Source organism: Arcticibacter eurypsychrophilus, assembly GCF_001730525.1.
GTDB classification, from domain to species: domain Bacteria; phylum Bacteroidota; class Bacteroidia; order Sphingobacteriales; family Sphingobacteriaceae; genus Arcticibacter; species Arcticibacter eurypsychrophilus.
Map to the genome: position 1 here is coordinate 45,214 of NZ_MDFN01000010.1, position 21,897 is coordinate 67,110.

The window sequence follows — 21,897 nt, forward strand, 5'->3', positions numbered from 1 at the left end:
GCCGCGTAATCGTTACCATTTGTATTAGTTTTTTAACGACTTTCTGATCAGAAGGTCTATTTTTGCGTACCTTTAAATTGATATGATGAAGATACACACACTCATTTTATTAGCTTTAATGCTATGTCAACAGACCTTTGCTCAGCAAAAAACAGATACAAAAGCATGGAATGTTGAAAAACCAGGTAGCCCCTCTAAGGTAGTTTCATTCAGTACAAATGAAGGTACGTGGATGAATCTGGACCTGAGTCCTGATGGTAAAGAAATAGTTTTTGATCTTTTAGGTGATATATATAAAATGCCTTTTGAAGGAGGAACAGCCACTTTACTTTCCGGTGGACTGGCTTTTGATGTGCAGCCTAGATTTAGTCCTGATGGAAAATTCATTTCTTATACCAGTGATCGTGAAGGAGGTGACAATATATGGATCATGAAAAATGATGGTACCAATAAACATTCGATTACCAAAGAAACTTTTCGCTTGCTGAATAATGCAGTGTGGACTTCTGATAGCCAGTACTTGATTGCCCGTAAGCATTTTACAAATACGCGTTCATTGGGTGCTGGTGAAATGTGGATGTATCATATTTCTGGAGGTGAGGGTGTTCAGCTGACTAAACGCAAGAATGATCAGCAGGATGCAGGGGAACCTGAAGTATCACCTGATGGAAAATACCTATATTACAGTGAAGATGTAAGTCCTGGTCCCTATTTTCAGTACAATAAAGATCCGAATAAAGAAATATACGCAATTAAGTGCCTAGACAGGGAAACCGGGGAAACGACACAAATTGCAGGTGGACCAGGTGGTGCGGTAAGACCACAAATCTCTCCGGATGGTAAAATGCTTGCGTTTGTAAAAAGGGTAAGGTTAAAGTCGGTTCTCTATTTGCATGATCTCTCTACGGGCGAAGAATGGCCTGTTTATACTGAATTATCACGCGATCAGCAGGAGACCTGGGCTATATTTGGTGTTTATCCAAACTTTGCATGGAGCCCTGACAGTCGGAACATTGTATTCTATGCAAAAGGAAAAATCAGGAATCTGGATATACTTTCGCAAACCGTAACCGAGATCCCATTTGAAGTTAGATCTACTCAGACTATTGCAGAGGCTTTAAACTTCGAACATCAGGTATTCAGTGATGAGTTTGATTCGAAGACGATCAGAGAATTGACTACATCGGCAGATGGGAAAACAGTAGCCTTTAATTCGGGTGGGTTCATATACCTAAAGAGTCTTCCTGATGGAAAACCTAAGAGGATTACCAAGGGGCTTGACTTTGAATATGATCCTGAATTTAGTACGGATGGCAAATGGCTGGTATATGTGAATTGGAATGATGAGAATAAGGGTTCTATAAAACGTTTAGATCTGAAAAATTCACAATCTACCATCGTAACAACGGAGAAAGGTTATTATTATACCCCTCACTTTTCAAATAGAAGTGATAAAATAGTTTATACAAAAGGAGTGGGAAATGCGATGCTGGGTTATACTTTTGGCACTGGTGCCGGCATTTATATTACAGGAGTAAATGGAGGAACACCTGTGAAGATTTCCTCCAAAGGCGTTAGCCCTTCATTCAATGCCAATGATACCCGGGTTTTCTTTCAGAGCAGCAAAGATGATAAAAAGGCATACATGAGTGTAGACCTGAATGGTGGTAACGAACGCGTTCATTACGTGTCTACTTATGTTAGTCAATTTGTACCGAGTCCTGATGGTAAATGGCTAGCCTTTACTGAATTATTCAATGCCTACATTACTCCTTTGATCAATACGGCGAACGCAATCGATCTTTCTGCTACAAATAAATCTTTGCCCTTAACAAGGGTGACAAGGGATGCGGGAATTTACATTCACTGGAGCAGGGACAGTAAAAAGCTGAACTGGACATTAGGCTCTCAGTATTTCAGCAGAGAGCTAAAGAACTCATTTAGCTTTGCTGAAGGTGCCCCGGCTACTTTACCTCCCATTGATACTTCGGGTATTGAGATCGGATTAAGGATAAAATCTGATGTCCCTGTAGGTAAGATCGCGATTACAAATGCCCGGATCATTACGATGAAAGGGGACGAGGTGATCGAGAATGGAACTATCGTAATTGATCAAAATCGTATACTTGCTGTGGGTCCTGCTGATCAGGTTCAAATACCTGATGACGCAAAAGTAATAAGTGCAGACAATCAAACCATCATGCCAGGGATAGTAGATGTACATGCGCATTTACCAACTAGTCCGGATGGAATATCTCCACAACAAGATTGGAGTTATTTTGCAAATCTGGCTTATGGCGTAACCACATCTCATGATCCATCAAGTAATACTGAAATGGTATTTAGTCAGGCAGAAATGGTTCGGGCAGGTACCATTATAGGCCCCCGGATATTTTCTACAGGAACGATATTATATGGTGCTGACGGTGACTTCAAGGCGGTTATTAACAGTCTGGATGATGCCCGTTCCAACTTACGAAGGTTAAAAATGGCAGGGGCTATTTCTGTAAAATCATACAATCAACCAAGAAGAGAACAAAGACAGCAAATTATACAGGCAGCACGTGAATTAAAAATGGACGTTTTTCCAGAGGGGGGATCTACCTTTTTTACTAATATGTCTATGATTCTGGATGGACATACTGGTGTAGAACATAACATTCCGGTAGTTCCGGTTTATAAGGATGTAAAATCACTATGGAATGCAAGTAAGACTGGATACACCCCTACCCTTATTGTGAGTTATGGCGCGCAATCAGGAGAGAACTTTTGGTATGACCGCACTAACGTATGGGAAAATGAGAAGCTCTTAACTTTTACTCCAAGGTCAATAATTGATGTTAAATCCAGAAGAAGGACAACATCAGAATTTGGAGACTATGGACATATTGAGGTTTCGAAGGCTGTTAAATACATTTCAGATGGAGGAACTAAAATAAACCTGGGTTCTCATGGTCAGATACAAGGTATTGGAGCGCATTGGGAAATGTGGATGTTGGCACAGGGCGGAATGAGCTCTTTGGAAGCGATACGAGCTGCAACTATAAACGGGGCTAACTATTTAGGCATGTCCAAAGAAATCGGATCACTTGAACCCGGCAAATTAGCTGACCTGATTGTATTGGATGCTAACCCTCTTATAGACATTAGAAATTCAGAAAAAATTAAATCTGTTATGATTAATGGAAGGCTTTATGATGCTCAAACCATGAATGAGGAAGGAAATCGTCCCAAGGAACATCCTAAATTCTGGTGGCAATACTTAAAAGGAGATACAATGGGTGCAGAAGGAACCTCCGATACGTTTATTTTCACCCATCCTGAATGTGATTAATAATTTAATTTCAGTATTGACTGCCTTTTTAAGGATAGATCGCCTATTTTTACGATCTTACAAGAGAGATGCGGTTTATTATCTCTTATTTTTGAAATTTTATCCCATATAATTACTTTAACAAACTAATGAAGTACAAATTCTCTATTTTAGTTACTGTTTTATTTGCAGCGACAAACTTAAGCTTTGCTCAGGATAATCTAGTAAAATCATTAGACTCCAATCAAAGCATTAACAGTAAAGAAAAATTTAAATTCACAGAAATCATTAATTTAGAAAACACTTCGATCAAAAGCCAGGGATCATCAGGTACCTGCTGGAGTTATTCTACCAACTCATTCCTTGAATCGGAAATGATTAAGCAAGGACGTAAGCCTGTTGAACTGTCTCCAATTTTTACTGCGCGCTATGTTTATGTTGAAAAGGGTAAGAATTATGTAAGGATGCATGGTTCAGTTGGGCTAGGTGATGGAGGTGCATTGCATGACGTAATCAATATGTACCGTAAATATGGTACTGTTCCACAAAGCGTTTATACTGGTTTAAACTATGGCACAAAGAAGAATAAGTTTGCTGAAATGGCAAGTATTACGACCGGCATTCTAGAAGCAGTAGTTAAAAACGCAAATGAGACCTTAACGCCAAACTGGATTAATGCTTATAGCGGAGCAATTGACGCTTATTTAGGAAAGGTACCTCAGTCTTTTACCTATGAAGGTAAAACGTATACACCTCAAAGCTTTGCAAAAGAAAGAGTTGGTATAAACCCGGATGATTATGTGGAAATTTCCTCTTTTACGGATTACCCTTATTACAAAAAATTCACCTTATTAGTTCCCGACAACTGGTCATTTGACCAGGTTTATAATGTTAAAATCGATGATATTACGACAATCATTGATAATGCATTGAAAAAGGGATTTACAGTAGCTTGGGCAACTGATGTAAGTGAAAAAAGTTTCAGCTGGAAGAATGGTGTTGCTTACGTACCGGAAATTAAATATGACGACATGACGGATCAGCAGAAGAATGAACTATTTGATGGTCCGAAACCGGAAATGACAATCACTCCTGAAATGAGACAGCAGAATTTTGATAATTACAATACGACTGATGATCACGGCATGCACATTGTTGGTTTAGCTAAAGACCAAAATGGCAAAGAATACTATATTGTAAAGAATTCATGGGGTTTAACCAACGATTACAAAGGGTATTTATATGTAACTAAAAACTTTGTTAGGTTTAAATCTACAGCGTTCTTGCTTAATAAAAATGGTATTCCTTCAGCTATCAGGAAAGAAATAGGAGAATAAACCATGTAAGATAAATATGATTATTGCCTCATTTTACCTAAGGTAATTTCTTTCCACATACCCGATTTATAGTAAATTCCTCTTACTTTGAGCTATTCACTATAAATTTCCCAAAACATAATAGTCAAAACAAAGGGCTGCAGGCGAATAATCGCTTACAGCCCTTTGTTTGTTTATGGTACGTACAGTCAAGATAGTACGTATAAAGTTAAATAGTCGGCAGTGTACAATTTCAACTAAGCTGGTCACCTAATTAGTATGTTGATTTTACTTATTTTTGCTTAAACTATATTTCTATGCCTCAAAACATCATTCCCACAGAGGGAAATAACCCTGCATCCGCATTTGAACGCCTTTTAACTATCATGAATACGCTTCGTGAGCAATGTCCATGGGATAAAAAACAAACGATTGAAAGTTTAAGGCATCTTACTATTGAAGAAACATATGAATTATCAGATGCTATTCTTGAAGGTGACCATCAGGAAATAAAGAAAGAATTGGGTGACATCATGCTTCATTTAGTTTTCTATGCAAAGATTGCATCTGAGAAAGGTGATTTTGATATCGTTGATGTATTGAATAGCATTTGTGAAAAGCTCATCATCAGGCATCCACATATTTACGGTGATGTAGTAGTTGAAAATGAGGAAGATGTAAAGCGCAACTGGGAACAAATCAAATTAAGAGAGGGTAATAAGTCAGTACTTGGCGGAGTTCCTCCTTCCCTACCGGCACTTGTTAAAGCCTCACGTATTCAGGAAAAAGCAAAAGGTGTGGGCTTTGATTGGGAAAAGAAATCTCAGGTATGGGAAAAAGTGGAAGAGGAGATGGAGGAATTTAAGCAGGAGTTCAATACCACCGATGACACTCCTATTGACATGGATAAAGCGGAGGGAGAGTTTGGTGATCTGTTGTTCTCATTAATTAATTATGCCCGTTTTATCAAGATCAACCCTGAAAATGCACTTGAGAAAACCAATAGAAAGTTTATTAAGCGGTTTCAGTACCTGGAACTTAAGGCTGCCGAAAAAGGCAAGGCACTCCAGGATATGACTCTTGCAGAAATGGATATTTTTTGGAATGAAGCTAAAACCATATAATTTTAAAAAATAACTCTTTTGTTGTCGCAATATTAAAAAGGTCTGCGTATACATTATAAAGCACAGCAGATCGTTTTATATCATCACAGTATTTAAATATTTATTGATTAAAAACGAATCCAACTCCATGCATGTTACTCAGAGCTTTTCTGAAGATGAACTGATTTCGAAATGCAAGTCGGGAGAATTAAAGTTTCAGGAAAAGCTTTATAAACATTTCTATGGATATGCCATGGGAGTTGGAATGAGATACTTAAAGAATAGGGATGATGTTTTAGAAGTTGTTAATGATTCATTTATTAAGGTATTTAAGTCAATTCAATCTTACAATGAACATCAGCCTTTTAAAGCTTGGTTACGACGAATTATTGTGAACACATCAATAGATCACAGAAGAAGAAATTTGAAACATATGAATCAGGCAGATATAGATGAAGCTATTTATATTGGAAAAGCACCTGATATTATTGAAAACATTAATGCGAAGGACATTTTAAAATTATTAGATATTTTACCTGAAACACAAAAGCTGGTGTTTAACTTATATGAAATAGATGGTTACAGTCACGACGAAATTGGCGAAATGCTATCTATACCGGTAAGCTCTTCGAGGGTGTATTTAAGCAGGGCTAAAGAGAAGCTTAGGAAACACTGGATTCAACAGGAGGGTAATTATGCAGGATAACTTTGACAAAAAGCTTTTGAAAAGAATCCAGCATGTTTTTAATCTTTACGAAGATGATTCTGCTGATTTAGGTTGGAAGGAGTTGCGTAAAAAATTCCCTGAAAACAAGGTACGTTCTCCGTTTATTTACTGGTTAGGGTCGGTTGCTGCTGCATTATTACTTGTTGCGGGCACATGGATATTCTTTAACCAAAGCATTAACGATCAGAATATTAATAAGGATAAGATTCATACTATTTCTAAAAATAGTGTGGATCAAACTTTAAATAACAATACATTAGAAACGACAAGTGATTCTAATGTACATGCTAAAAAAACAGTTCACCAACCTGTTAGGGCAACTTATTCAAGTATAAAGCAACCTGAATTTATCAAATCAGGTGTTACTGAATCTGTAGTTCTTCATACAAATTCAAAAAATATACCTGAATCAATTCCTAAGGAATACGCTATTTTGGATAATGCAGATACGGGTACAACTACCAGTATCCCTCTGAATAAAGAGCTCACTACATTGCGAGAACACACAGAAGAGACTGAAATACAAGCTTATAAGGAGCTAAATAGACCGTTATCTGCTGTAGCAGACAATTATGATAAATTACAACAAGCAAAAATTGCGGTGCTGACTAACGATAAGGCGCCAATTGTAAAGGTTAAAAAAGACTCCAAATTTTCATTTAGTCTTTTCGCTGGCAGTCATGTTTCTTATGCTGAGGGTAGTAAATCTAGCATGAATACTGGTGTGGGAGTTTCATCTGAATTAGGCATAACACGCAACCTGAAGTTTACAACTGGTTTATCTCTCGCTCAGAACACCCTTAAATACAATAAAAGAATACCTGAACAAGTAGCAGCATCTTTTATAACCTCTTCCACGTCGAGAGTTAGTAATTTAATGGTTTCCAGTGCTGAAACAAAAACATCAGCTATTAACTACTCCATAAATGGATATGACGCATCTTTACTTGGATTGGATGTCCCGATCAATTTAAAATACACCGTGTTTCGGAAAGAGAATGAGCTCTATATTGTTGCAGGTTTAAGTTCTAACTTCTTTTTTGATGAAACGTATACATATGCTTATGGTTACAATTCTTTAGAATCAAACGCATTTCAGGAACATCCTGATGAAACAACTACTACCAACTCAAGTACATTTGACTTTGCAAGAATGCTTAACCTATCAGTAGGATACGGATACCCAATTGGCAAACAGAGCAAGTTATCTCTTGAACCATTTTTAAAATATCCATTAGGTGGCTTGGGAGCTCAAAATTTACGTTTTGGTGCTGCAGGTCTTAACCTCAAATGGAGCTTTACCACGCGATAATTATTTGAAGGTGATCGCTTTTGTTGGTGAAATCTTACTCACTAATGTAGAAGGAATAATTAGTACAAGTAAACAGATCAAGAGGGTACCTAAATTTAATAATATTATATCAGGTAAGTCAAGTTCAACAGGGACAAATGACATATAATATGAGGCTTGATCCAACTTAAAAAAATGAGTATAGGATTGAAATAACCCTAATCCTATGCCTACTATATTTCCTAGTAATAATCCTATGCCAATCAGGTAGGCGGCATTCCTTAAAAAAATCTTCTGTATTCCCCAATTGGTACAGCCTAGGGCCTTTAAAATACCAATCATATTGGTTCGTTCCAGAATGATGATCAGTAATGCTGAAATCATATTGATTGTGGCTACAGCAAGCATTAGAACCAGAATTACCTGTGTGTTGACGTCTAATAAGGACAACCACTGGAATATTGTGGTATAATACTCTTTAATGGAAAAGGCCTGCAAGCCAAAGCTGAGTGCATCACTTACATTTAATGAGGTTTGATCTACCCGATCAAAATTTTTAACTCTTAACTCATACCCACCTACCTCATTTTGCTTCCAATTATTCAATCTTTGTATCACAGAGAGGTCTCCAATGACATAGGTCCTGTCTACTTCTTCTATCCCCAGATTGTAAATTCCAACAATACTAAATTTCCTTTTACGAAGGGGTTCCTGTACAAAATACATCAGGAAATCATCACCTGTTTTTAATTGTAATCTATCCGCAATGACCTTTGAGATCAGGATCTGTCCTTTTGCTTTAACACTGTCGCTAAAGTCAATCACATGTCCGGATATTAAAATATTTTTAAAATAATCCCAATGAAAGTTTTTGTCTACCCCTTTTAACACCACCCCCTCCATTTCATTATTGGCATTAATAATACCTGGCTTTAAAGCATAAGCCTGGTAATAGTCCACATTAGGTACTTTACTAAGAATTTGTAGTGAATCAGCTTTGATAATGAAAGGTGAGTTTTCGTATGATGCATTTAAATCATACTTCATGACGATGATATCTCCGGAAAAGCCTCTTACTTTTTCTCTTATTTCAGATTTAAACCCTTTAACCACAGCTACAGAAAGTATCATGACTGCCAAACCCAGTATAATACCAATGATGGCAATACGCACACTTAACTTTGAAAAAGTTCGCTGTGACTGAAAGGTTATCCTGTTAGCAACAAAAGATGAAAAATTCAAGCTTTAAATAATTTTTGTATTTTAGCAAAGATGCACATTTTTCTGAGTCATAGATAAGCAGAATATCTTTAATCTTGCATTTAGTATCCGTCCATATTTAACATATGTCACAAGGGCCTAATTAATAATAACCGTGTAATGAAGATAATTTTTATGGGTACGCCCGATTTTGCAGTTGCATCATTAGATGCTTTACTTAAGGATGGTCAGAACATAGTAGCAGTGGTGACAGCACCGGATAAGCCTGCAGGAAGAGGCCAGAAGCTTCAGGAATCTGCTGTAAAGCGTTATGCCGTTGAACATGATTTACCGGTACTCCAGCCTTTGAAACTGAAAGATGAAGCTTTTTTGGAAGAGTTAAAAACATTTAATGCCGATCTTCAGATTGTTGTTGCATTCCGAATGCTTCCAGTAGTGGTTTGGGATATGCCCGCAAAAGGAACGATTAATCTCCATGGTTCTTTACTCCCTCAATACCGGGGAGCCGCTCCTATAAATTGGGCTATTATCAATGGCGAAAAACAAACTGGTGTGTCTACCTTTTTTCTACAGCATGAAATTGATACCGGAAATATTTTATTCTCTCAAAGTGTAGAGATCCTGGAAGATGAAACAGCGGGTGAATTGCACGATAAATTAATGGTTGTTGGTGCTAACCTTTTAGTAAAAACAGTGAAAGCGGTGGAAGAAAATAAGTATGATGAAATTTCACAGCAGGAAGTTATTGCTCAAAATGGATTAGCAGAAGAACCTAAACATGCACCAAAAATCTTTAAAGACACCTGTTCAATCAACTGGAACAAGCCTGTAAAAGATGTGTACAACCTAATAAGAGGATTGAGTCCCTACCCTACCGCCTTCACTTCATTAGACGGGAAGACGGTAAAGATTTTTGCCGCTAAATATGAATTAACAAACCACGAAGTGCAGCCTGGAAATCATTTAAGTGATGGAAAAACATACTTAAAATTTGCTTGTCCAGATGGTTTTATCTTATTAGAAAACATCCAGATGGAAGGCAAAAAGAGAATTAATATCACTGATTTTTTAAGGGGCTATCGGTTATAGCTCCTCTTTATGCACCAGAATTCCTAATTTTCTTAATAACAAGGAAGCATTAAACGTTTTGCAGGCGCCTTTTTTTAACTTGTAGTCGAACATCATCTCTTCATCGATTACTTTTATGTCAAAGTAAAAGTTTCTGATATATGCAGGATATTCATCTTCTAGGTTAGCGATCTGGAGATCATGTGTGGCTACAATACCTACAGATTTTTGTTCAATTAACCGTTCAATGATTGCTTTGGAACCTAAATATTTATCAACTGAGTTCGTGCCCCTTAGCATTTCGTCAATAAGGAAGTACACTTTTTCACCGCTGTTTAATACATCCAGAAGAAGCTGAAGCCTGTTTAATTCCGCTTTGAAGGTAGAGATGCTTTCATTCAGCGAATCTTTTATCCGCATATAGGTAAAGATTTTCATGTTTGTAAGTCGCATTTCATGTGCGCAAACTGGCGCTCCACAGAAAGCTAAAACTGCGTTAATACCTAAGGTTCGTAAAAATGTACTTTTACCAGCCATATTCGATCCGGTTATAATATCTATTTTCAGTTCATCCTGAAGGTGAAAATTATTTAAAATCCGAACATTCTCCTGAATTAGCGGATGGCCTATATTTTGAGCAGTGAGGGTATAGTACTCATCTTCCTGAATAGCAGGAAAGCACCAATCCGGATAATTGATATGTAAACCAGCAATACTCAACAGGCATTCAAATGATCCTACACTGTGGAAGGCGTTTTTGATATGTTCTTTATTGTTGATCTTCCATTCTTGAATCTGCAGGTATTGTTTCACATCCCATGCCATACTGATATTCAGAATTGGGCCTACAAACATATTGAGCCGATACTCCAGCCTCCCTAAGATCTCTGCTAACTTTTTAACCTGATGGGATAAAGTATACTGGGCAGAGCCGGAGGGATTTAATGTTTTAGATAGCGTAATACACAAAGGAGATTCCCATTTTTCATCTTCTATCATTCTAAACGCATCAGAGTACTTTGACAAGATCTGGCCAGCCTTTCCTGTCATATTCAGCGCTTGATTTACTTTACCACTATAAGCTAAAACAAGAGTAATATTTGCAAGTCCGGACAGGAACATCAGCAATAGAAAAGGCGGATAGAAATAAGCACCAATTGCGGCACCATAAAAGACATAGGGAACAAATTTAACATAATATGCTATCCAGGATTTATGCAGGTCAACACTTGTTTCCAGATAATTAAACAATCCATTGATATTAGATTTACCTTGTTCTTCATGTGCAAACAATAGGTTGGCTTGAAAGTGCATCTTCCAGTTCTTCTTTGTAGCCAATTCAATAGCTGCCTTTTGTCTTAATCCTACATCCACTTTAGAACTACTGTCCTTGAGCCATTCTGCCATTTCCAGCTTACCAAATGAGGTTGCACAGCGATTTACCAAACTATACAAGGATAACTTCCCAAAGATATCAAGGTCAGAGGTATAGCTATGATTATCATCAATCCATTGCGTACCATCATCATAAATAGTGCTTCTATCTTTCAGACTTCCTAATTCATTTTGGTTTACCTTTTTTAAAGACAAATTAAATTGTTTCTGTGCTGAAAATTTACTTTGCTTATTTACTAAATAAGCAAACGCCAGTATCCCTAAAAAAATAGAAAAATAAACAGTCCAGATGATCTCAAGCTTAACACTCTGCCACATTAATAATGTAGCAGCTACAAGAACCAAAACACGCAAAAAAGAATAAAAATTAATGCGTTTATCTAGTCTGACAATCTCCTTTTCCGCCAAATCCACCTTCTCACTATAATAAGCTGCGACATCTTTGTTCATGTTTTAAGTATACCAATAAGATTTCAATAATGGTCAAATATTATAATTGAACAGAAAAATAAAGAAGTTCAAAATCTGTTTCAGCTTCTAAATTCGATATCCTGTTTCATGAAAAGAAAAACAACAAAGAATGAGCAGAACAAAAAACTTATAATTGCATGTTGTTTTAAACTGAAGATCGGTAAGTACAACTTTAAAATGGAATAGATTTAATTCTGGTCTAATTTCCACCTTATTTTCATCCAGAGCGGAAAAGGTGCGGAGAAGGTGGGTAGGATGTGAAAGGAAGGTGCTGTTTAATTATAAGTTAGATTTGAGTGCCCTTATTTCTCTATTAAAATCTAAAATATTAGAATAATTACAACCTAATTAACTATTTTGTGTTGAATTTATAAATTGAAAAACATGAAGGAAATGCCTATAACAGTTAAAAGATCAATTGAACTACTAGGGGTCTTTTTAATTGTAGCCCTTATTATTCTTGCCAATAATATTATAATGCCCTTAGTTATGGCATTTTTTATCAGCATTGTATTGCTTCCCCTTTATCGTTTTTTCAAAAGATTAAAATTCCCCAATTCGCTGGCCATCTTCCTTCCAATTTTAATTATGGCAACGCTGGTGGCACTGATAGGCTGGTTTTTCTCTTCGCAGGTTGGCCGATTAGTATCTGATTTCCCTCAAATTCAAAAGAACGTTTCCTTGCATCTTAAGTCTATAAGCCTATGGATTAATTCCATAAGTCACTTTTCAACTACCGAGCAACTCACTTTCATTAACGAACAAAGCAATAAACTCCTTACCTATGCCGGTGCCTTATTAACAGGTGCAGCAACATCATTATCTTCCACACTTGTCTTTATTGCCCTATTGCCCATTTATGTATTTTTGATGCTTACCTACAAAAACCTCCTTCTACGCTTTGTTTTCATGTGGTTCCCTCAAGATGAACATGGTAAAGTTGAGGATGTACTTGGAGAAAGCGAATCAATTATTAAGAGTTATTTGATGGGATTATTGATACAGATTACCTATATGACCATTATGTTAGGAGGGATATTGTTGCTTTTAGGCATAAAACATGCACTTTTAATTGGCGTATTATTTGCTTTTTTAAATCTGATACCATACGTAGGTGCGTTAATAGGTAATTTAGTTGGCGTAATTTTAACACTAGCTTCATCTCGAGAGCTAACCCCGGTTCTGATTGTACTCTTTGTTATTGCTTTTGTTCAGTTTTTAGATAACAATATATTGATGCCTAGAATTGTCGGTTCAAAAGTTAAAATTAATGCAATGGCTACTATTGTTGGGGTATTGTCAGGAGGAGCAATTGCCGGCATATCCGGCATGTTTCTTTCGCTCCCAATTATTGCTGTGATGAAGATAATATTTGACCGATCAGAGATATTTAAACCCTGGGGTGTTTTATTGGGGGATGAAAACCCTAAAGAAAGCCCGATGAATAATTCTCGATTGCGAATGAGGTCAGATAATGTACGTAACGAATTGGAAGTTGAAAATCATACTGTTCCTGGGGATGGACATACTAATTAAGGTAGAAGTACAAAAAAAATTAACCTTTCATTATCCAATAACCCATACTGTAAAAACAAAACCTATTAAATGTAGAGGTATGTTTTAATATTGTCTTTCCTTTAATACTTACCTTTGCCTTTTCAAAATATGATAAAAGCAAAGATTAGTTCCTTCAGTTCTTATGCTCCGGATAATATTGTACACAATAACTATTTTGAAACCATTGTGGACACTTCTGATGAATGGATTCAATCAAGAACCGGAGTTATTCAAAGACGCTTTGCTTCTGCAGATGAGTTTACCAGCGACTTATGTGTTAAAGCTGCACTCAATTTAATTAAGGAAAATCCATCCATTACGCTAATTGATGTGGATTTCATCATTGTATCCACCACAACACCTGATCATACCATACCCAGCGTAGCCAGCAAATTGCAACATCAGCTCCAAATTAATGATGCTGGTGCAATAGACCTTTCATCCGCTTGCGCAGGTTTCGTTTACGGATTAATAGTCGCAAAAAGTTTAATTAGTTCAGGTACCTGCAGCAAAGTCCTGGTATTTGGAGCAGACACCCTATCAAAAATAATTGATTTTAAAGACCGGAGCACCTGTATTCTATTCGGCGATGGTGCAGGAGTAGCTCTTGTTGAAGCCTCAACAGAAGAAAACATAAAGGAATCTATATTCGGAACTGATGGAAGTGGAGGGCAACACCTGTATCGATCTACCCTTTCCTCCATGATCAATGAAACGCCAATTTTAGCGGACAGCAAAAGTCATCAAAGTGGCAGAATTGTATTTAAATGGGCCGTTCAGACTGCCTCAAATACCATCTTAAGGTTACTAATTAAGAACAAGATAACACTAGCACAAATAGATCGCATCATTCTTCATAGTGCAAATCTACGCATCATAGAGGCCGTATCCAGACAGATCGGTTATCCCCTTGAGAAGATGCCACAAAGCATTGAATACTTTGGTAACACCTCTTCAGCCTCGATACCCATTGCTATGCACCAAGCGTATTTGAAAGGTGTAATAAAAAAAGGGGATTGCATTTTACTTGTAGGTTTTGGAGGAGGCTTTAGTTTTGCAGGCACATTAATAACACTCTAAAAGAAAGACAGAGAAAGCCTGGCGGTATTGTCTGTCTGCCCGTAATAACAATGCTTTAATTAATCACAAATCTTTATTTAATCACAAATAAAAAATCAGAATCAGCTTCAACCTCTTCGGTTACTATCTGATCTTCTACCAAAAAAGGAGTAACCCTTAAACTCATCAACGCCAGCTGTAAGACTCGAATTAATATCTGTTATTATGAGGCAAATTCGGCCCAATTACCATCGCAATAAATAAACGATCATACGCTACTGTTGCTTTTAAAGTTTACTAAAATATAATGATTTCAATGTTTTATCATGATCATATATATCTTCAAAAAAACGTACCCGACCATTTGCATCAGCTGAAGCTGTAAAATACACCAGGTAAACGGGTAACTTCTCGTTCAAAGGCACATATCGTTCCTTTTTCTTTTTTATCTGCTCCTCAATTCTAGCCTTATCCCAACCTTTAACATTCCGCAATAGGTAAACAGCCAGATCCATTGGCCGCTCTACCCGCACACAGCCATGACTAAAGTCGCGCTTTGATTGATTAAACAGCTCATCACCAGGTGTATCATGAAGATAAATGTTCAGGGAATTTGGAAAGATGAATTTTACATTACCCAAGTCATTTTGAGGACCAGGTTTACGACGAACCAAATATTTAAAGCTTGATGTACCTGCAGAAGACCAGTTTACATTTTTAGGATCTACTACTGTATTGCTCCCTCTAATTACCACTTCCATATCCTTTGATGCCAGATAACCGGGATTTCTTGCTGCTTGAGGAGCCACTTCCTTCTTAAGAATTCCAGGAGGAATATTCCAATAGGGAGCAATTACGACATCTTCCATTTTATCATTGAATATAGGCGTTGAATGAAGCGTTTTGCCTACAATTACTTTCATGGTCATCTTATCCTGCCCCTTTTCATATACATGAAGCCTAAACTCAGGTATATTAACAATAAGATAATCAGGCTCAAAGCTTTGAGGAATCCATCTCCATCGCTCCATATTAATAACAATCTGTTTAATCCGGTCTTCAACGGGAATATTTAAAGTCTCTATAGTCTTTTTATCTAATCTTCCACTAACAACTAGTCCATTCAAACTTTGAAATTGCTTTAACGCTGACTTTAAATTTTTTGAAAAAGTGGTACTATCACTGGCCAGCATGGTACTATCCTTTACTAAATAACCCGCAAGCCTTCGATTTAAAAGAGGAACAACTGCAGAAGATTTTCCTTCCTGAACAGTTGAGCCAACAGGTATTTTTGGCCATCCACCCGCACTTTGTACCTCACGGTAATTAGCAAGAGCCTTTTTTAAATTAGCATATTCAACATGATTCGGCTTAAAATACAAATCATCATCTCTGTTCTCCTCTAACATGGATTTTAGGGAAAGATCAAGTTTCATTTTGTTTAGCTTAATGTCCCAATCCGCCTTCCGGCTTTCCCTAGGTGCAAGCAAACCACGATAATAATCAGCAGCCCAATTAAAGTAAGTAGCAGACAAAGCAAGATCGATTTGCTTTTCCAATGAGTCTCTTAACTCCTTATCTTTCAAAGATCCCTTAAATTGGTTTATTAATCCGCGCAGGTCTACTACCTGATAATCTTTAGGATCAAGTCCTTCCTCAGCAGATTTATCTATAATTTGAATTAATTTAGATGCTTGAGGCACCAATTCATCATTTTTAAACCAACCAAGCTGATATGACCTCGCTTTATAAAATGACTTAGCCCAACCTAATTGATTTTTAAACTTGGGTTCTGCATTCATATAGGTAACAATATAGGTGCTATCCAGAGCAGTCTTTTCAGCAGACTTACGTTTATTACACCCTGTTGCCAAAAAGAAAAGCAATAACGATGAAGCCAAATAAAAAACATTAGATCTTGATATAAAAGAAATTTTTATCATTGTATGTGTTTTACTAGTAACCATAAAAGCAATGCTTAGTTTGATATCCTGCAAGGAATTCTAGGCGCTTATTAGTCCTTCCAAAGGAAAGGAAAAAGCAACAAGGAGACCGTAATTATAATAATATTTATAGCAGCTAGAACACCCATTTCATTATAACTCACACTCCTATCCAATCCATCCATCGCATTCTTTGAAAACTTAATTAATACCATCAGCAATGGTATAATTATGGGGAAACTCAATATGGCCATTAATGCGCTGCTATTACCTGTTTTAGAGGATATCCCCGATATCATAGTAAAAACTGATGCAAAACTGATGCTGCCAATTACAACGGACAAGAGATAATACCAGGGATCACCAATAGGATTACTAAAAACCAAGGTATAAAAGATGATAGCAATCAACGACAGCAACAACATCAGTAAGATATTATAGATTATTTTGGATAAGATTACTGCCCTGGCACTCGTTATGGTATAATAATACAATTGCCTGCCTGAATTCTCCTGTGAAAAACTTTTTGAAATAGCATTTACCGAAGCAAACAACATAATGATCCAGAATAAAGCATTCCACGTTACCGGATTAATCTGCTTGAATGACAGGTAACATACAAATATGGTTGATACTACATATAACAGTATGCCATTCAATGCATATTTCGAACGCCATTCCAATACGATCTCTTTCCTGATAAGAAATCCCACATGTCCCAGTAAATCCATAACACAAAGATAACCTTCTTCCTTCTGAAATACTTATATTCGTGTATGGAGCCACAGTTTTCATCCACAATAAAAAGTCCACTTGGAGATATCGCTATTTATGCTACAGAAACGGCTGTTTATGAAATTAAATTTTTAGAAGACAGGAAAATAATTCTTGAAAACAGCACTAAAATTGGTTCTCTTCAAAACGGTATAGCAGCACAAGAAAACAAAAAAGATGATGTAAATATTCTGGATAATAGTAAGGCAATACCTAAAAAGGCTACTGATGAAATTCGTTTTCTTGAAGATCATACAGGAGTAGCAGAACGTTCTACAAAAAGAATAGGTTCCATTGATGACAGGCAAGCAGGATCAAAAAACATCAATAATGAAATAAGTATCCTGGAGGATAATAATCCAATACTTGAAATATTTAACAGTAAAGGTGGTGCATCAACGGATCGTAACCCAATTCCAGAAAACACCAATACAGTAATAGAACTTTGCAAATCACAGTTAAACGCCTATTTCAATGGCGACAGCTTATCATTTGACTTTCCTATGTTACCTCAGGGCACTCCCTTTCAACAACGGGTTTGGACTAATCTTTGCGAGATACCTGCAGGAACTCCTATCAGCTATGCCCGACTATCAACACTCATGAAACAACCATTAGCCATCAGGGCGATAGCAAATGCAAATGCAAGGAATAAACTAGCTATAGTCATTCCTTGCCATCGTGTTATTGGAAGTTCAGGTGATCTTGTTGGTTATGCCGGTGGACTTTGGCGTAAGAAGTGGCTCCTTGAACATGAAGCTAAAGTCACCAAACAAGGACAAACTCTGTTATTTTAAATTTTCTTCTTTCTTGATGAACCAGAGGCGATCATTACAACAGAACCGAGGGCTAATAGTGCCCATCCCAACCATTTATAATGAACAAGGCCTACGGCTACCCGGCTTAGGCTTTTAAGGGGAATAAAACTAAATGAGTCATTTACTTTAAAATATACAGCGGAAAGGGTTAAAAGCACCAGAACCAATTCTGCCCAACCTGCAAACTTCAATAATCCATTACGCCCGGATAAAGAAGCAAATACCCCAATAGCCGCAATAATTAATACGACGGTTGCTAAACCAGAATGCAGATCCAGGTAATTCCAGTTACCTATTACTGGAATATGAACTAAAGGGCTCAATGCTCCTGCAATAACAAGGAATGAACCACAAAGACCGAAATAATTTTTAGATTTCATGATAACGTTTAAAACTCAACAAACCTATTGTTTAATCTCCATTTTCTCTGCAAAATGTGCACAGTAATCCCGGAGATCTTCAACAATATTCGTCTCTCCTGTAGCCCTGAGAAAGCTATCGGCCATCGTCTGCAATGTCTCATAGAAAAAGCGTTTCATCTCATCTACGGGCATCTCTTTGGTCCATAAATCAATCCGCAATGCATTTTTGTAATTATGATCCCACAAGGAAAGCATCATCGCTTTTGCTGCTAACCGTTCCTGAGTTTCTGCATCTGTAGATTCCCAGGTTATATTTTCAGGCACATTATTGTCGTCTAACTCTACCGTGATTTTAATTTCTGCTTTTTTCATCTCTATATTTTACATTACACTCAGGAGATCATATCCTGACTGCTTATCCTTAAATACGCTTTAACAAAAGCGTTAGTGCTGCAACCAGAACAACAAAAAGCAGTTCTATCAACCAAACACGTTTTAAATCTTTAATTGTTCCCCTAAAAAGAATATCGGAGCAGGTGCTGAGTAAAAAAAGACTGAACAGTAACCAGATATTGATGCTGTATCCGGGATGATCAGCATCTAAAAAGGTGTATCCAATAGTCACCAGCAATGCAGAGGAAGTAATATTTAAAGGAGTTAACCTTATAGCCATTATCTTTTTTTACCCCCTCGCGAAGAGTGTTGCTTTGGTGACTTTCCTCCTGAACTTTTACCACCAGAACCGCCTCCCTGATAAGCTCTTGAAGCTTTTAGCTTAGCGGCTATAGCAAATTTCTTTTCATGAAAAGCACCCTTAAAATCAGGGTCATCTTTCCTTTTTTGTAAATCTATCTCCTTGGCAATATACTGCTTTTCCTCATACGGGGTCTCTTCAACAAAAACACCTTCAGGGATTTCCGCCTTAGGGATCTGCTGTCTGATTAGCTTTTCAATTTTCCGCACATAATATTGCTCCGCTTCATTACAGAAGGTGATCGCATCTCCGGTACTCAATGCACGACCTGTACGACCAATCCGATGTACATAATCTTCGATAATGATCGGTACATCAAAATTAATCACGTGACTCACATTAGTTACATCAATCCCTCTGGAGGCTACATCTGTTGCTACTAAAATCCTAATTTCACCTTCTTTGAAAGCGTTAATGGAGTTAATCCGCGTATTCTGACCCTTATTGGCGTGAATAACTTTAACCTGATCTTCTCCATGTCTTCTCTTCAGGTAACTAAAGATATTATCGGCCACCGTTTTGGTCTTACAAAAGATCATGATCTTATGAAAGTCCTCCACATTCTTAAGCAGATGTTGCAGTAAATTAATTTTTGTTTTTAAATTGGGTACATAATAGATCAACTGTCTCACTGTTTCCGCTGGAGTAGCTGATTGATCAACCGCTACAATGGTAGGAAACTTCAAAAAGTCACCGGAGATCTTATGTACCAGTTCACTCATTGTTGCCGAGAACAAAAGGTTCTGACGTTTGCGGGGAACGACTTCTAGAATACGGTGAATGGATCCTATAAATCCCATATCCATCATTTTATCCGCTTCATCTATGACCAGAAACTGCAAAAACTTGGTAGAAATATGTCCTTCCAGGTATAAGTCAAGAAAACGACCGGGACTTGCTACCAAAATATCTAGTCCGGCAGCAATTTGCTCAATCTGAGTCTTTGGTCCCAATCCACCATAAATCACTACAGTACGCAGATCGGTATATTTCGCGAATTCTTTTATATTTTGTTCAATCTGCATTGCCAACTCACGGGTAGGAGCAAGTATCAAGGCGCGAGCATCTATTCCCTGGGCATATTTTAGCTTCATGAGAATAGGCAAAACATAGGCTGCCGTTTTACCGGTACCAGTTTGTGCAATACCCATAATATCCTGACCAGAAAGAATTGGCATGATTGCTTTCTGTTGTATTGGTGTTGGTTCCGTATACCCAGCATCGGCAATTGCATTCAAAATTTGCCGGTTTAATTTAAAATCTTCGAAAGAAGGCATTCAGTAAAGATACTATTTAGTTATGACCTATGCCCACCGATTGATAATTGCTTAACTTCGCTTTTGATAATCTTTCTAAATATGTCATCTATTCTCATCAAATCTGCTACCCTCGTCAATGAAGGTAAAACTTTTCAAGCCGATGTTTTTATCAAAGATGGATTCATTGAACAAATCAATGAAGGCATAGACCGAAAAGCAGATCTTGAAATTAATGCAGAGGGATTACATCTTTTACCCGGTTGTATCGACGATCAGGTCCACTTTCGCGAACCAGGTTTAACACACAAAGCGACCATATACTCCGAAAGCAGGGCTGCTGTTGTAGGTGGCATCACCTCCTTTATGGAAATGCCTAACACCGTACCAAACACCATTACCCAACAACTTCTAGCCGATAAATATGCCATTGGTGCAAAAAATTCCCTGGCAAACTACTCCTTTTTTATGGGTGCCACCAATACGAACCTGGAAGAAGTGCTGATTACCAATGCGAAAGACGTATGCGGCATCAAAGTATTCATGGGTTCTTCTACAGGAAATATGCTCGTTGATAACGAAAAAACATTGGATGCCCTATTTTCTTCTACTCCTATGCTAATAGCAACACATTGCGAAGATGAAGGCACCATCCGAAATAACCTTGAAATATTTAAAGCAAAGTACGGCGATCAGTTAAAACCATGGATGCATCCTTTAATCCGTAGTGCTGAAGCTTGTTACAAATCATCATCCTTTGCCGTAGCTCTTGCAAAAAAGCACAACTCCCGATTACATGTGCTGCACATCTCAACTGCAATCGAAACCAACCTTTTCGAGAATACCCTGCCGCTTCGCGAAAAGCGCATTACTGCAGAAGCTTGTATTCATCATCTCTGGTTTTCTGATCAGGATTACGCAGAAAAAGGAAACTGGATAAAATGGAACCCTGCTATTAAAACGATGACCGATCGGGATGCTATTCTGCAAGCGGTCCTTGATAATAGAATTGATATCATTGCTACTGACCATGCCCCGCATACTATTGAAGAAAAAAGCCAGTCTTACTCCCATGCACCATCAGGTGGCCCATTAGTACAACATGGTTTGACTGCAATGCTTGACTTATTTAAGGAAGGGAAAATACAGTTAGAAAAAGTTGTGGAGAAAATGGCCCATAATCCTGCCATTTGTTTTCATGTCGAAAAGAGAGGATTTATAAGGGAGGGCTATTGGGCCGATCTGGTACTCGTGGACCTGAATAAAAGCAATCAGGTAACAAAATCCAATCTCCTTTCTCAATGTCAGTGGAGTCCTTTTGAGGGACATACCTTTAATTCATCTGTCACTCATACTATTGTATCCGGACATTTAGCGTATGATCAGGGCAACTTCAAAGAACTAAAAATGGGCGAAAGACTGCTCTTTAATTAAATCGAACCAAGCTATTAAGAAAACCCATACTATAA

The 21,897-nt window shown here is 37.5% G+C and carries 18 protein-coding genes; 10 read left to right on the forward strand and 8 right to left on the reverse strand.

The window, feature by feature from the left end:
• Nucleotides 1-82: 82 nt before the first annotated feature.
• The 5 genes from BFL47_RS07005 to BFL47_RS07025 all read left to right on the forward strand — a co-directional run bounded on the left by BFL47_RS07005 (nt 83) and on the right by BFL47_RS07025 (nt 7,771).
• Nucleotides 83-3,334 carry an amidohydrolase family protein gene (locus tag BFL47_RS07005; RefSeq protein WP_069659091.1) on the forward strand — a complete coding sequence of 1,084 codons (3,252 nt, stop codon included), beginning with the start codon at nt 83-85 and terminating at the stop codon, nt 3,332-3,334.
• Between the two features lie 128 nt (nt 3,335-3,462).
• Nucleotides 3,463-4,650 carry a C1 family peptidase gene (locus BFL47_RS07010; RefSeq protein WP_069659092.1) on the forward strand — a complete coding sequence of 396 codons (1,188 nt, stop codon included), beginning with the start codon at nt 3,463-3,465 and terminating at the stop codon, nt 4,648-4,650.
• A 296-nt stretch (nt 4,651-4,946) separates the two neighbouring features.
• Entirely contained in the window at nt 4,947-5,753 is an 807-nt protein-coding gene (gene mazG, locus BFL47_RS07015) for a nucleoside triphosphate pyrophosphohydrolase (protein WP_069659093.1), read from the forward strand.
• Nucleotides 5,754-5,856: 103 nt separating this feature from the next.
• The gene (locus BFL47_RS07020; protein WP_083257055.1) at nt 5,857-6,438 is read left to right on the forward strand and encodes an RNA polymerase sigma factor; all 582 of its coding nucleotides are present in this window, start codon (nt 5,857-5,859) and stop codon (nt 6,436-6,438) included.
• Nucleotides 6,428-7,771 (forward strand): hypothetical protein, encoded by a 1,344-nt coding sequence (locus BFL47_RS07025; protein ID WP_069659095.1) that lies wholly within the window; start codon nt 6,428-6,430, stop codon nt 7,769-7,771. Before BFL47_RS07020 ends, BFL47_RS07025 begins: the two co-directional genes overlap by 11 nt.
• On the opposite strand, the gene BFL47_RS07030 is transcribed toward BFL47_RS07025, so the two are convergent.
• A complete protein-coding gene (locus tag BFL47_RS07030) occupies nt 7,772-8,992 on the reverse strand; it encodes an ABC transporter permease (RefSeq protein ID WP_069659096.1) in 1,221 nt (406 codons plus the stop codon). It abuts the gene before it with no gap.
• Between the two features lie 138 nt (nt 8,993-9,130).
• Between BFL47_RS07030 and fmt the strand changes: the two genes are divergently transcribed.
• Entirely contained in the window at nt 9,131-10,060 is a 930-nt protein-coding gene (gene fmt / locus BFL47_RS07035) for a methionyl-tRNA formyltransferase (protein WP_069659097.1), read from the forward strand.
• Here fmt and BFL47_RS07040 read toward each other — a convergent pair.
• Nucleotides 10,055-11,884: a MutS-related protein gene (locus BFL47_RS07040; protein WP_069659098.1), complete on the reverse strand. Its 1,830-nt coding sequence runs from the start codon at nt 11,882-11,884 to the stop codon at nt 10,055-10,057. The two genes, fmt and BFL47_RS07040, sit on opposite strands and share 6 nt — an antisense overlap.
• 405 nt (nt 11,885-12,289) lie before the next feature.
• Between BFL47_RS07040 and BFL47_RS07045 the strand changes: the two genes are divergently transcribed.
• Both BFL47_RS07045 and BFL47_RS07050 read left to right on the forward strand, forming a co-directional pair.
• Nucleotides 12,290-13,441: an AI-2E family transporter gene (locus tag BFL47_RS07045; protein ID WP_069659099.1), complete on the forward strand. Its 1,152-nt coding sequence runs from the start codon at nt 12,290-12,292 to the stop codon at nt 13,439-13,441.
• Nucleotides 13,442-13,570: 129 nt separating this feature from the next.
• Nucleotides 13,571-14,542: a beta-ketoacyl-ACP synthase III gene (locus tag BFL47_RS07050; RefSeq protein ID WP_069659100.1), complete on the forward strand. Its 972-nt coding sequence runs from the start codon at nt 13,571-13,573 to the stop codon at nt 14,540-14,542.
• Between the two features lie 266 nt (nt 14,543-14,808).
• On the opposite strand, the gene BFL47_RS07055 is transcribed toward BFL47_RS07050, so the two are convergent.
• Nucleotides 14,809-16,464, reverse strand: coding sequence for a L,D-transpeptidase family protein (locus BFL47_RS07055; RefSeq protein WP_245681324.1), 1,656 nt, complete (start codon nt 16,462-16,464; stop codon nt 14,809-14,811).
• A 71-nt stretch (nt 16,465-16,535) separates the two neighbouring features.
• Nucleotides 16,536-17,195: a heme exporter protein CcmB gene (locus BFL47_RS07060; protein WP_069659102.1), complete on the reverse strand. Its 660-nt coding sequence runs from the start codon at nt 17,193-17,195 to the stop codon at nt 16,536-16,538.
• Between the two features lie 45 nt (nt 17,196-17,240).
• Between BFL47_RS07060 and BFL47_RS20200 the strand changes: the two genes are divergently transcribed.
• On the forward strand, nt 17,241-18,035 hold the full coding sequence (locus BFL47_RS20200) for a methylated-DNA--[protein]-cysteine S-methyltransferase (RefSeq protein WP_083257056.1): 795 nt from the start codon (nt 17,241-17,243) through the stop codon (nt 18,033-18,035).
• Here the strand turns inward: BFL47_RS20200 and BFL47_RS07070 are convergent.
• Genes BFL47_RS07070 through BFL47_RS07085 form a run of 4 tightly spaced genes read right to left on the reverse strand, consistent with a single transcriptional unit; the run spans nt 18,032 to nt 20,449 of the window.
• Entirely contained in the window at nt 18,032-18,436 is a 405-nt protein-coding gene (locus BFL47_RS07070; RefSeq protein ID WP_069659103.1) for a hypothetical protein, read from the reverse strand. The two genes, BFL47_RS20200 and BFL47_RS07070, sit on opposite strands and share 4 nt — an antisense overlap.
• 24 nt (nt 18,437-18,460) lie before the next feature.
• Nucleotides 18,461-18,790 carry a gliding motility protein GldC gene (gene gldC, locus BFL47_RS07075; RefSeq protein ID WP_016195245.1) on the reverse strand — a complete coding sequence of 110 codons (330 nt, stop codon included), beginning with the start codon at nt 18,788-18,790 and terminating at the stop codon, nt 18,461-18,463.
• A 49-nt stretch (nt 18,791-18,839) separates the two neighbouring features.
• Complete coding sequence (locus BFL47_RS07080) at nt 18,840-19,091, reverse strand: hypothetical protein (RefSeq protein ID WP_069659104.1); 252 nt, start codon at nt 19,089-19,091, stop codon at nt 18,840-18,842.
• Nucleotides 19,091-20,449 carry a DEAD/DEAH box helicase gene (locus tag BFL47_RS07085; RefSeq protein ID WP_069659105.1) on the reverse strand — a complete coding sequence of 453 codons (1,359 nt, stop codon included), beginning with the start codon at nt 20,447-20,449 and terminating at the stop codon, nt 19,091-19,093. The genes BFL47_RS07080 and BFL47_RS07085 overlap by 1 nt, the downstream gene beginning before the upstream one ends.
• A gap of 81 nt (nt 20,450-20,530) precedes the next feature.
• Between BFL47_RS07085 and BFL47_RS07090 the strand changes: the two genes are divergently transcribed.
• On the forward strand, nt 20,531-21,862 hold the full coding sequence (locus BFL47_RS07090) for a dihydroorotase (protein ID WP_069659106.1): 1,332 nt from the start codon (nt 20,531-20,533) through the stop codon (nt 21,860-21,862).
• The last annotated feature ends 35 nt before the right edge of the window (nt 21,863-21,897 follow it).